Here is a 12,089-nt window from a genome sequence, read left to right on the forward strand (position 1 = left end):
AGGGAGGATTGGTCATCGCGCCAGGGGCGGTTTCTTTGAGATTCGGTGGGACGTCGGCCAGGACATCGCCCAGCGCCCATTTGACGCCGCCGATGAGGATTTCCTGGAAGGTGGGATTGGTCCAGACGTCTTCTCGGTGCCCCATGGCGGTGTACCAGACTCGGCCGGCACCTTCCTTGCGTGCCCAGGTGCTGGGGTAGGCGGGGCGCTCGTATTCTTTGCCTTCCATCGCTGGGGCGTCGATGACGCTGAGCACGTGGATGTCAGAATTGAAGTCCTTGAGCGAGTACCACTCCTCCATGAAGCCGTAGGTAGCGCCGACTTTTTCGAAGCCCGGGAACTTGGCGTCGGTGACGGTGTTCTTGGCATCCTGCTGCTTGCCGTGCTTGATGAACTCGGCGCCGAGGAAGTGAACGTACGCGTCCGCTTTCTCGCCGTGGTTCAGGTAACGCTCAGGGCCTTTCTGTGATTCGTTGTCGGTGTGGAAGGTGTCGCTGGCGGAATGCGTGCCGATGAAGCCCTTGCCGCTTTTGACGTAGTCGAAGAGGGCCTGCTTGCCTTCTTTGGTCATGGGCGGCTGTTTGTCGGTGCCTTCGCTGCAAAGATCGCCCGTGGTGTAGAAGAAGACCGCGTCAAACTGCGCCAGATAGTCCTTGCTGAATTTGGAACCGTCCTTGGAGAATTCGAACTCCCAGCCGTTCTTGGCACCGAGTTCCTGCAGCACCTTTTCGGCATAGCTGGGCTGGCCGTTCTTCCAGGAGATGACGCTGTGCTCAAAGCCGCTGGACTTGGAAAAGAAGAGAATCTTGTGCTTGGCGGCGGGCGCGGAAAAGGCCACGACGCAGGCGGCGGCGGCCAGCATCAAGGGAGCGGCGAGTTTTTTGATCATGAGGGGCGGATTCTGGCGGGTTTTTGAAAACAAGGCAAGGCAGTGTTGCACGCCTTGTCATTTCCACCGGGCCGAATACGATGGCACGACTGATGCGCTTTCTTTTACTTTTGCTACCTCTGCCACTTTGTGTGCTTCTCTGCCAGTGCGGCTCCAGCGCGGGATCGCGCTGGGAATACAAGTATGCCCCGGGCAAGACGGCCGTCATCATCGGCGGCAGGGCCGTGCCACCGGCCAACGCGCCTGCGGCCGTGCTGCGGGCGATCTCTGCCGGCAATCACATCTGCACCAAGCCCTACCGCCGTGGTGGCGGGCACAGGCACTTTGAAGACAGCGCGTATGACTGCTCCGGCACAACTTCGTATGTGCTGCACGCCGCAGGCAAGCTGAATGCCCCCACGGTGTCCGGGGCCTTCCGCAGTTATGGCAGCAGCGGCCACGGCAGGTGGATCACCGTTTATGCGCGCAAAGGGCACGTCTTTCTGGAAGTGGCCGGACTGCGGCTGGACACAGGCTACAGTGATGCGGACAGCGACGGCCCGCGCTGGAGCAGCCGCTCACGGCCCACAAAAGGCTACACCATGCGCCATCCATCCGGCTTATGATTCCCGCCGAAGCCATCGTTTACCGTCCGAACGTCGCCGCAATTTTGCAGCGGGAGAACGGCGACATCTTTGTGGCGGAGCGCATTAACATCAAAGGCGCCTGGCAGTTTCCCCAGGGCGGCATTGATGAGGGGGAGGATGCGGAGACGGCGCTGTTTCGTGAACTGGAGGAGGAGATCGGCGTGAAGCGTGAACTGCTGCAGATCGTTCAGCGGCGGGATGGCTACCGCTATGCGTTTTCAAAGGGTCGGCTGAAGTACGGCATCTACGGCGGCCAGGAGCAGGCCTATTTTTTGTGCCGCTTCAACGGCGCAGACACCGATTTCAATCTGGATGCCACGCATCGCGAGTTCGCGGGGTTCAAGTGGATCAAGCCGTCGGATTTTCAAATGGACTGGGTGCCCAAGTTTAAACGCCGCGTCTATCGTCAGGTGATGCTGGACTTCTTTGGCATCGAGCTGGCCTGAGGGGCTTCAATTCAACCCGAAGCGTCGCAGACCGCTCAGGGGCGGTACGAACCATGGCATCATGGACCGGTGCATGGGGGCGGGGGTGTTGTCGTCCGCTGCCTGCACCACCAGCAGGGAGACTTTGAAGCCGTAGGAGCCGTCCGTGCGCCGCTGCGGAGTGCTGGCGACCACGAGGCATTTGAGCATGACCCACTTCGAGTCTGTTGCGGTCATGGCGAGCATCGCGGGCGTCAGGGCTGAGCGCTGGATGCGCACCTGAACTTCGGCACCCAGATCAAAGCGCTGGCGTGACCAGAACACGAGGCCACAGGAAGTGATTTCGCTGAGCTCGACAACAGTCTGCCCGCCTCCGCCGACCGATGGATTCGGGTTCGCGGAGGTTTCCTGCTGTTGCTGGCCGTGTTTAGCCATACGATTCGCGGAATGACCGCGAAAAGAGGCGCACGGGGCGGGAAAAGTCAAACGACGAAGGGAGGGAGCGCGGGGCGGTCTTGCACGCCCCACGCCTGATCCTGATTACTCTTCTTCGGCGGCGGCTGGAGCGGAGCTTTTGGAAGATCCTTTTTCTGAGCCAGCGGCTTTTTCCGCCTGCTTGGCCTTCACGGCAGCTTCGATCTCGGCATAGACGGTGGCGTCGTTGCGCAGGACTTCCTTGGCGGCATCGCGGCCCTGGGCGAGTTGGGTGCCTTTGTAGCTGATCCATGAGCCGCGCTTTTGCAGGATTTCATAATCCATCGCGAGATCGAGCAGCGAGCCGACATTGGAGATGCCCTCGTTGTACATGATGTCGAATTCGGCCTCGGTGTAGGGAGGGGCCAGCTTGTTCTTCACCACTTTGACCTTGGTGCGGTTGCCGGTGACGGTGCCGTCGGTGGTCTTGATGGCGCCGATGCGGCGGATGTCCACGCGCACGCTGGCGTAGAATTTGAGGGCCTTGCCGCCAGGGGTCGTTTCGGGGTTGCCGAACATGACGCCGATCTTTTCACGGATCTGGTTGGTGAAGATGCAGCAGGTGCGCGCCTTGGCGATGATGGCGGTCAGCTTGCGCAGGGCGGCGCTCATGAGGCGGGCTTGGGCGCCGACGGTGGAGTCGCCGATCTCGCCTTCGAGTTCCTGACGAGTGACGAGCGCGGCCACGGAGTCGATGACGATGACGTCGAGTGCGTTGGAGCGGACGAGGGTTTCGCAGATGCGCAGGGCTTCTTCACCGGAGCTGGGCTGGGAGACGAGCAGCTCATCCATCTTGACGCCAAGGCGGCGGGCGTAGGCGGGATCGAGTGCATGCTCCACGTCAATGAAGGCTGCCAGACCGCCGGTCTTCTGCGCCTGGGCGATGACCGTGAGGGTGAGGGTGGTTTTACCGGAGGATTCCGGGCCGTAGATTTCCACCACGCGACCACGGGGGAAGCCGCCGGTGCCGAGCGCCTGATCGATGAGCAGGTTGCCGGTGGGGATGACGGTGATGTCTGACTTCACACCTTCGCCGCCCATGCGGAGGATGGCGCCTTCACCGTAGTCTTTTTGAATCTGCTGGATGGCCAGGTCGAGATTGCGGCCGCGTGCTTCAGCGAGCTTGTCGGGTTTGGCTGCGGACGTTTCGGAAATTTCTTTGGGTGCTCTGGCCATAATCGTGGGTGGTCAGTGTGGAATAAAAAGCTGTTCGGGCGAACAGAAAGCGCATTTAAAGCGGGCCGTAAATCACTTTTCGTCCTTAAGCAGCGAATATTGCCGCCCAAAGGTGCCAAAAGCGGTGATCCGCCTCACAGGTTGTCGAGCTGCTGCTGCATGCCGCCGTAAAAGCCGCTCATCATGCTGATGATGCGGTAGGCCACATACATGACGACGAATGCATAGGCGATCTTTGGCAGCCACTGCGCCGCACGCTGCACGGCGTCTCCGGCTTCGATGGTCTCAGCCGCGGCCCAGCGGTTCATCTCGTGATCCAGAGTCCCGGCTTCTTCCGCCGTGGCGATGCCGTGAACGAATGTGATGGGAAAGCCATGCACATCCGCCATGGCTCCGGCGATCGTTTCTCCCGCGGCGATGCGCTGGGCGGCATCCTTCGCCGCATGGCGCAGCAGGCCGCTGTGCGAGGCGCTGCCCGCGAGCTGCATGGACTCCGTCATCCGCATGGAGGCCAGCAGGCAGGCGTGAAACACCTGGGAAAAGCGTGCCAGCGCCCAGTGCCGGCGCGCACTGCCGATCAGCGGGATGTACCCGAGCCCGCGATCCACCGCCGCCGATTCCGCGCCCAGCCGCGAGAGCCAGCGCCAGATCAGGAAGAGGGACAGCAGGATCAGCCAGAGGATGGCCAGCGGCATGAAGACGCCCCCCAGCGAGTAGGGTTTGTCCTCCATCGTTGATGTGACCATGGTCGGCAGCTCTGGCAGCACGATGCCCAGATGCGCGAGGATCAGCGGATAAATCATCGCCCCGATGGCCTGCTTCACCGCCATGTTCCAGGCTTCGAAGTAGCGGGACAGATGGCTGAAGGCATCCCCAAGACGTCCGCTGCGCTCTCCGGCGTCGATCAGGGCAAACTCCAGGGCGTCTGAAAATGCACCGCAATGCTCGGTGATGGAGGCAGCGACACTCTTGCCCTCTTTCAGGCCGAACTGCAGGCCCTGCAGCCAGGTGCGGCGCGCATGGGAAGGCTGCTGCTTGAGCAGCAGTTCGAGAGAGCGGTCCAGATGAAAGTTTGCCCCCACCAGCTTGGCCAGTTCGCGATACAGCAGGGCTTTTTCGGAGAGTTTCATCGGCGGTATGAAACTAACGCCACTGGGTCCGTGACAGCGAGTACAAAAAGCTTCAAGACCCGGGGACGGTTCCCATTGTGTGACACTCTTATTGCTTCTCAGGTTCGTTTCATCGCCTATCATGCGGACCCTTCATGCCGCCGCCCATCGCTCATAAAGAAACGCCCGACCAACATTGGATGCACCTCGCCCTCGACCAGGCCCAGCTTGGCGTCGGTCTCACCAGCCCCAATCCGCCCGTGGGCGCTGTCATTGTCGCCCAGGAAAGAGTCATCGGGCGCGGCTACCACCACAAGGCGGGCGAGCCGCATGCCGAGGTGGAGGCCATCCGCGATGCGCAAAAATTAAACCCCAAGCTGCTGCGCGGCGCCACGATTTACGTCACACTCGAACCCTGCTGCACGCAGGGCAAAACGCCGCCCTGCACCGAGGCGATCAAAGCCGCAGGCATCAAGCGCGTGGTCTTCGGTGCGCATGATCCCAATCCCAGCCACCGCGAGCAATCCCGCAGCATCTTCATGCTCGCGGGCATCGAGGTCACTGCGGGAGTGCTCGAAGAAGAGTGCCGGGCGATCATCCGCCCCTTTGCCAAATGGATCACCACGGGCATCCCTTACGTCATTGCCAAGGCCGGGCAGAGCCTGGATGGCCGCATCACTCGTCCAGCGGGGGAGAGCTCACTGATCACCAACGACGCCGCCCGCGCCCACGGCCGCAGACTGCGCATGCGCGTGGACGCCATCCTTGTCGGTGCTGAAACCATCCGCAAAGACAACCCCCAGCTCACGCTGCGAGATGGCAGCGCTGGCAGCGGCAAGCTGCAGCCCTGGCGCGTCGTGCTCACCCGCAGCGGCGACATTCCTCAGCACTCCCAGATTTTCACCGATGAGTTCAAGGATCGCACGGTCATCATGCATGGCAAGGATCTGCCTGAAGCGCTGGCTATTCTGGGGAAACACGGCGTGCTTTCTGTCCTCATCGAGGGCGGTGGCATCATTCTTGGCAATGCCTTCCGCGATCAGCTGGTCGATGAGGTCTACTGGTACATCGCTCCGCGTCTTTGCGGCGGGGGCCGACCCTCGCTGGCTGGTCCCGCTTTGCCCGCCTCCATCGAACTGAAAGACGTCACCGTCCGTCCCATGGGGGACAACGTCTGCTTCCACGGTTTCCCGGTGTGGCCGGGAGAGGTGAAAGAATAGGGGAGTAGTTGGGATTTACGGCTCTCGCTTGCTGACGATCTGAATCGGCGGCGAATAGATTTTGAGGCCATCGGGGGCTGTGGTCAGCACCGCCCGGTAGATGCCGCTGTCCCCGGGGATATGAACGACTGGCGAGAAACTTGCGCCCGAGTCAACTTTATGGAAGCCGGCGCCATTTCCGCAGTAGCTGCACCAGCTGTTGTGGGGACGCCACTCGAGGCTGCCATCCAGCCGCTCGACTCCATTGTGAACATTGTTTTTTTCGCCAAAGATTTCAAAGGGCTTTAGAAAGTTGTTCTTCAGCTCGCATTGGATTTCCACGATCCAGGCTTTGGCGGTGGCGGAGGTTTTTTCGGGGATGAGCTTGGTCTCAACGTTCTGCAACTGAGCCTTCTGCAGGACCTCTTGCATTTGTGGTGACATGGGAACGATCTCAAACTCAAGCCAGCCTGAGTCGAGCTTCCCGCCGGCCTCCCCGTCCAGATGATAACGTTCTCCCGGAATCTCCACGCGCAGTTTGTACAGCCCGGCAGCGAGGGTGCCAAAACAATGGCGCAGACTGATCCTGTCCGACGAAAAGGACTGTTTGGGTGCGAGTTCTTTCGTGAGGCTCAGATAGTTGGGAAACTCCGCAGGGCGTTTTTTAAGATCCAGATAGTCGCTGCCGTGTGTTTGCCGGTGGCCGTCTGGAAACTGGAGTGTAATTCCCGGCCCCTCGTAATTTCCATCAACAGTGGACACCTTGATGGTGATGGGTTTGCTGGAGAAGTTTTTGAGTTTGGTGAAAACAAACCCGGGATCTTCCCAGATGCCGATCTGATGCTCCATGCAGACTTCCATTCCGGTGGCCTTAAAGCGTGCTGCGGAGCAGACCTCATTTTGCGCAAGGACAGGGCAGATAAGAAATCCCCCAAACAAAAATGTGAGCGCCATTTTCCTAAGATGAGACTGAAGGCGTTCGCACATGGATAAAAATAGATTTTCAGTCTTTTTTTTAGCCCAATGGGCGGAGCTCTGGCAAGCGTTTTGTCAGAGGCGGCTGGTAGCTGCAGCCGAACCCTCTGGAAACATTCCGATCGCATTGCGCTTCATGGATTATAGAGGATCGAGCAATAAGTACGATGGGCACTCTCTTGCCCGTCGATCAGCGCTTAGCCAACACCCCACGTCCACAAGTGGGCCAAGTGCGCCGCCGGGCTGTTCAGTTTTTTTTGGGGGGACGCAGGAGCGAGGGACTGCCACAAAGATCAGTTTCATTGCCATGACAGCGCGGCTATGCGTGCGGCGCATGCCTGCCGCTCAGCCCCTTCGTCCCGCTGTTTTCTTTGACCGCGATGGTGTCGTCAATGTCTCCCCGGGGGACGGCTACGTGCTGCGCTGGGAGGATTTTCACTTTGCACCGGGCATCATCGAGGCTCTGGCGCTGTGCCATGAACGTGGTTATGCGACGATTCTCGTGACGAGCCAGCAAGGTGTGGGCAAAGGACTGATGACGCAGGAGACTCTCGACGAACTTCATTCACACATGCAAAGCGAACTGGCCCGGCATGATGCTGCGCTTGATGGCATCTATGCCTGCACGCATCTGGCAGGCACCTGCGCGTGCCGCAAGCCAAGCGCGGAGATGATCTTCCGTGCGCGTGACGAACACGGAATTGATCTGAGCCGCAGCTGGCTTGTCGGAGATCATGATCGCGACATCCAAATGGCCATCAATGCAGGCGTGCCGCGCACGGTGCGCATTTTGAGCCATCATGAGCCCAAGGTGAAGGCGGATTTCACACTGGCGGAGACCTCGGAGCTGACCGCGCTGCTGCGGGAAAAGCTTCCTGTTTACCGATGAATTTAGCCTGCCCATTTCCACTGATGCAAGAGCTGCCCAAAGTGGTAGATACTCATGGGTGGCACTGGAAACCCTATTCAGTGGGGATCAAAGACTTTTGGATTGGTCAGGATCCCGTTGGTCGCAAATGGATGACCAAGCTGCGCGGTGCCGAGCGGGCTTATAGAGAAATCGTCTTTGCACGTCTTGCGCAGGCGATGAACTGGTCATGCCAGAGTTCCATCTTCATCGCGCTGGATGAAGAGAGCATGGCGCTGTTAAAGCCTGAATGCGGGCGGTTTCATGCCGCTCACTTCTTCCTTGAAGAGCATCAATATTCTCCCTGCGGTATTGAGTGTCCGCTGGCGGAGGGGTTCCCCCGGAACAAGCATGTTGAAGAGGTCCTGAAAACAAAAATAGCCCGTCTGATTGACTGGCCCAAGGCAGAATTAGCTGTCTATCTCTTTGGGGGAAGTGAGCCGCCAGAAAAGTTTTTCACGCCTTCGCATGAATTTGTGATGATCGACAATGAGTTGATGTTTGCGCAGGGGCCAGAGCGCTTTGACACCTCTGAATGGTGGGAAACGGCTGCGGGCAAACATTTGGCGTTCCAGATCTGCCAGGAGTTTCTAGCGCTTCCAGATGCTGTCGTGAAACAAGCGCTTGAGGCAACGGAATTTGTGGACAGGGAGATGAGCGATTGGGTTGCCAGCTGCCTGGCCGACAGCAAGCGTTTTGCTGCAAGGTTTTGCGCGCAGCATAAGTGGCTGCGTCCTTGATGCTGTTGGAACCAGTATTTGCAGGTGCCAAGCTGGCTCTTTCCGGCTCAGCGCTTGACCATGGCTGACTCGAGCGCCTTGCGGTAGTTCAGCACGGCGTCGCCGATGGCAGCTGAAACCTGCTGGCGATACGTTTCGGAGGCGACGAGCTGGCATTCGGCACCGTTGGTGACGAAGCCGCCTTCAAACAAGATGCCGGGGCGCTTGCAGCCGGTGAGCACGCTCCATTGGGCACGCTTGATGCCGCGATCGACGAACTTGAAGCGGCTGATGACGCTGGCATGCACGGCGGTGGCGAGGGCGATGTTGGCGGAGTCCTGCTTGTTGCCGGTGACGCCGTTGACGTTGTAACCGCCTCCGCGGCTGATCGTGGCGGCGGCGCTCTGCGGTGTGAGCGCCCAGGTTTCGATGCCCGTGGCGGCAGCGCCGCCGGAGTTGAAGTGGAAGCTGAGGAAGATGCTCTTCGGCGTCTGGTTGGCGATGGCCACGCGCCCGCCAAGGGTGATGAAAGTGTCGTTGGCGCGTGTCAGGATCACCTTGAAGCCGCGCTGCATCAGGGCCGCGCGCACGGACATGGCCATCTTCAGCGCGAAGTCTTTTTCGTAGCCGTAAATGCCGCGCGCTCCGGCGTCATGACCGCCATGGCCGGCATCGACCACGACGGTGTCGAAGAACTCGGCGTTCTGGATGTGGCTGGGGTAAAGCACGGGATCGATGAGCTTGCACAGATCGAGACGTGAGAAGAGCACCTTGCCATTGTACTCCACCACCGGAAAGCTGAGGATGAACTTGATGTTGTTGATCAGCATCTCCTGCGAGCCGATCTGCGCCTTGAGGATGAGCTTGGAGGAGCCGAGCCAGAAGTGCGTCCCCTGCGTCCGGAAGGTGGTGAAACCATAGACGGGGTTGTAGAAATTCCGGATGCTCTCCGCCGTCACGTAGTCGCGCCCGCCGATCTTGATGATCTCCCAGCCACCGTTGGCGGGAAGGACTTCGACGGCTTTGGACTTCTCCGTACTGACGGTCTTGTCGTCATCATCTTCTTTGAACTCGCCCTTCATCGGGGCTTCGTTGTCCTTCGAGGCGGATGATTTCGTGACGTCCTTGATTGGCTCTTCCTTGGGCTTGGGAGTCTCTGTTTTCGCAACGGTCTTGGCAGGAGCGGTTTTTTTGCCGATCTCCACTTTCTTGCCGCCGGTCGTGGTGATGATGACCCGTGGCGGTTTGCTGCTCGTGGGCTTCTTGGTGGACGTTTTTTCCGGCTCTGGCTTCGGCTTGGCGGCCGGTTTTTTCTCCGGCTCGGGCGCGGGAGGGGGAGTTTCGGTCTTGCTGCCGCCGCCGAAGAGCTTCTTGAAAAAGCCCGGCTTCGCATCTTCTGCGTGGGCCACGTCGAACGAGGCCGATGCAAGTGCAAGAGCGAAGGTGGCGACGAGGGCCTTGGGGAGTTGGGAATACAATCCGGAAGTCATGACGGGAATGACGGCAATAACGGAGAAAGGCGGGCCTTTATACCCTGAGACGGGCCGGAGCGCAAACGATCTGACGAGCCGGGCCGGGGGTGGTTAGGATTTGCCAAGAAATGCTTAAGATGGTCAAAAGGGTGCTTTCAGCCTTGGCTGGCCCCCGCCGCCGCGACCCCGCCCTTGACGGAGCCGCCGCTTTGACCCATTGACCCAGTAGCTATGACCAAAAAACCTGTTGTTCTGATTATCCGTGACGGCTGGGGCATCAACCCCGGCGGCAAAGCTCAAGCCGTAGCCAATGGCGATGCCACCCTGCTGGCCCGCACCCCCTTCCACGACCACCTTTACTCCACCTACCCGATGGGCACCGTCAGCGCCAGCGGTGAGGACGTGGGCCTGCCTGACGGCCAGATGGGCAACAGCGAAGTGGGGCACCTGAATCTCGGCGCAGGCCGTGTGGTCTATCAGGACCTCACCCGCATCAACAAATGCATTCGCGATGGCGAACTGGCCTCCATGCCGGTGCTCGTGGAAGCTTTTGAAAAAGCCAAGGGCAAGCGTCTTCACTTCCTCGGCCTGATCAGCGATGGCGGCGTGCATTCGCATCAGGACCATCTGGCCGCCCTGTGCAATGCCGCCAAGGCTGCAGGCGTGAGCGATCTCATGGTCCATGCCATCACCGATGGCCGCGACACCTCCCCGACGGGTGGTGCTGCTTATATGGCCAAGCTCGAAAAAGACCTGGCTCCGAGCGGAGCTAAAATCGCCACGGTCATTGGCCGCTACTACGCCATGGACCGTGACAAGCGCTGGGAGCGCAACAAGCTCGCCTGGGACGCCATCGTCCTGGGCCGTGGCGAAGTCCGCACGGATCTGCCCAGCGCCGCCGTGCAGGCCGCTTATCCGAAAGATCCGCGTGGGGATGAGTTCATGCAGCCCATGATTTTCTCCAACGCCAATGAGCAGCGCATCCGCGATGGCGATGTCATCCTGTGGTTCAACTTCCGCGCCGACCGCGCCCGCCAGCTCAGCGAGGCTTTCCTGAAAGCGGACTTCAACGGCTTCGACCGCGAAGTCACCCCGAAGACCGGCTACTACACCCTCACCGAATACGACGCCACTTACACCGACCTCGGTGCCCGCGTGATCTTTGCTCCTGAGAGCCTGAGCAACAACCTCGGCCAGGTGGTGGCTGCTGCCGGTCTGACCCAGCTGCGTGCTGCTGAGACGGAGAAGTACCCGCACGTGACCTTCTTCTTCAACAGCGGTGTCGAAGAGCCGAATCCCGGTGAAGACCGCTACCTCGCCATCAGCCCGAAGGAAGTGCCCACCTACGACAAGAAGCCGCAGATGAGCGCGCCTGATCTCACCTTTGAAGTGATGCGCCGTCTGGAGAGCTACGACCTCGTCATCATGAACTACGCCAATCCCGACATGGTGGGCCACACGGGCGTCGTCGAAGCAGGCATCCACGCCTGTGAGACCATCGATCTCGGCGTGCGCCTCATCGTGCAGAAAGTGCTCGAACTCGGCGGCAAGCTCTTCATCACCGCCGACCACGGCAACTGCGAGACGATGCGCAATCCTGATGGATCACCCAACACCGCGCACACGACGAATCTCGTTCACGGCATCTACGTCGCCGCGGATGCGAACAGCTACACCGTCGCCAACGGCAAGCTCGCCGACATCGCCCCGACCCTGCTCGACATGCTCGGCGTGAAGCCCTCGGCAGAGATGACGGGGAAGAGTTTGCTGGTGAAGAAGTGATGTTTGCATCATGCGCCTTCTCTTCCTCTGCTCCCGCAACCAATGGCGCAGCCCGACGGCGGAGAAGGTGTATCAAAACGATCCGCGTGTGGAAGTGCGCAGCGCTGGCATCAGCGCTTCCGCACGCTGCCGTGTCTCGGAAAAGCTGCTGCGGTGGGCGGATCGTGTGATGGTGATGGAGCACGCGCACAAGCAGCGGCTGCGGGAGCAGTTTCCTGAACTCGCGCGCGAGCTGCACATCGACGTGCTCGACATCCCGGACGATTACACATTCATGAATCCGGAGCTGGTGGCGTTGATTCGGGAACGGGTGGAGCCGCTGCTGTAACGGTTGCG

General features: G+C 60.0%; 13 protein-coding genes. 7 read left to right on the top strand and 6 right to left on the bottom strand.

The window, feature by feature from the left end; genetic code table 11:
- The coding region (locus WAW39_RS30780; protein WP_422323702.1) for a ThuA domain-containing protein at positions 1–889 on the bottom strand (889 nt) is incomplete at its 3' end.
- A gap of 131 nt (positions 890–1,020) precedes the next feature.
- Between WAW39_RS30780 and WAW39_RS30785 the strand changes: the two genes are divergently transcribed.
- A complete protein-coding gene (locus tag WAW39_RS30785; RefSeq protein WP_422323704.1) occupies positions 1,021–1,494 on the top strand; it encodes a peptidoglycan endopeptidase in 474 nt (157 codons plus the stop codon).
- On the top strand, positions 1,491–1,961 hold the full coding sequence (locus WAW39_RS30790; RefSeq protein ID WP_422323706.1) for an RNA pyrophosphohydrolase: 471 nt from the start codon (positions 1,491–1,493) through the stop codon (positions 1,959–1,961). Before WAW39_RS30785 ends, WAW39_RS30790 begins: the two co-directional genes overlap by 4 nt.
- Positions 1,962–1,967: 6 nt before the next feature.
- Here the strand turns inward: WAW39_RS30790 and WAW39_RS30795 are convergent, their stop codons facing one another.
- From WAW39_RS30795 to WAW39_RS30805, 3 genes are all read right to left on the bottom strand, one after another.
- Complete coding sequence (locus WAW39_RS30795) at positions 1,968–2,375, bottom strand: hypothetical protein (RefSeq protein WP_422323708.1); 408 nt, start codon at positions 2,373–2,375, stop codon at positions 1,968–1,970.
- Positions 2,376–2,480: 105 nt separating this feature from the next.
- Positions 2,481–3,590, bottom strand: coding sequence for a recombinase RecA (recA, locus tag WAW39_RS30800; RefSeq protein WP_422323710.1), 1,110 nt, complete (start codon positions 3,588–3,590; stop codon positions 2,481–2,483).
- 134 nt (positions 3,591–3,724) lie between these two features.
- A complete protein-coding gene (locus tag WAW39_RS30805; RefSeq protein ID WP_422323712.1) occupies positions 3,725–4,720 on the bottom strand; it encodes a type II secretion system F family protein in 996 nt (331 codons plus the stop codon).
- A gap of 134 nt (positions 4,721–4,854) precedes the next feature.
- On the opposite strand from WAW39_RS30805, the gene ribD reads away from it, so the two are divergent.
- Positions 4,855–5,919: a bifunctional diaminohydroxyphosphoribosylaminopyrimidine deaminase/5-amino-6-(5-phosphoribosylamino)uracil reductase RibD gene (gene ribD, locus WAW39_RS30810; RefSeq protein WP_422323714.1), complete on the top strand. Its 1,065-nt coding sequence runs from the start codon at positions 4,855–4,857 to the stop codon at positions 5,917–5,919.
- Between the two features lie 15 nt (positions 5,920–5,934).
- Here ribD and WAW39_RS30815 read toward each other — a convergent pair whose 3' ends face one another.
- The gene (locus tag WAW39_RS30815) at positions 5,935–6,852 is read right to left on the bottom strand and encodes a hypothetical protein (RefSeq protein ID WP_422323716.1); all 918 of its coding nucleotides are present in this window, start codon (positions 6,850–6,852) and stop codon (positions 5,935–5,937) included.
- 355 nt (positions 6,853–7,207) lie between these two features.
- Between WAW39_RS30815 and WAW39_RS30820 the strand changes: the two genes are divergently transcribed.
- Positions 7,208–7,762: a D-glycero-alpha-D-manno-heptose-1,7-bisphosphate 7-phosphatase gene (locus WAW39_RS30820; protein WP_422323718.1), complete on the top strand. Its 555-nt coding sequence runs from the start codon at positions 7,208–7,210 to the stop codon at positions 7,760–7,762.
- Positions 7,763–7,785: 23 nt separating this feature from the next.
- Entirely contained in the window at positions 7,786–8,520 is a 735-nt protein-coding gene (locus tag WAW39_RS30825; RefSeq protein WP_422323720.1) for a hypothetical protein, read from the top strand.
- A gap of 47 nt (positions 8,521–8,567) precedes the next feature.
- On the opposite strand, the gene WAW39_RS30830 is transcribed toward WAW39_RS30825, so the two are convergent.
- Positions 8,568–9,989: an N-acetylmuramoyl-L-alanine amidase family protein gene (locus WAW39_RS30830; RefSeq protein ID WP_422323722.1), complete on the bottom strand. Its 1,422-nt coding sequence runs from the start codon at positions 9,987–9,989 to the stop codon at positions 8,568–8,570.
- A gap of 213 nt (positions 9,990–10,202) precedes the next feature.
- On the opposite strand from WAW39_RS30830, the gene gpmI reads away from it, so the two are divergent.
- Positions 10,203–11,753 (top strand): 2,3-bisphosphoglycerate-independent phosphoglycerate mutase, encoded by a 1,551-nt coding sequence (gpmI, locus tag WAW39_RS30835; protein ID WP_422323724.1) that lies wholly within the window; start codon positions 10,203–10,205, stop codon positions 11,751–11,753.
- A gap of 10 nt (positions 11,754–11,763) precedes the next feature.
- Entirely contained in the window at positions 11,764–12,081 is a 318-nt protein-coding gene (locus WAW39_RS30840) for a low molecular weight protein tyrosine phosphatase family protein (protein ID WP_422323726.1), read from the top strand.
- Positions 12,082–12,089: the final 8 nt, after the last annotated feature.

This window comes from Prosthecobacter sp., assembly GCF_049294395.1.
Classification (GTDB): domain Bacteria; phylum Verrucomicrobiota; class Verrucomicrobiia; order Verrucomicrobiales; family Verrucomicrobiaceae; genus Prosthecobacter.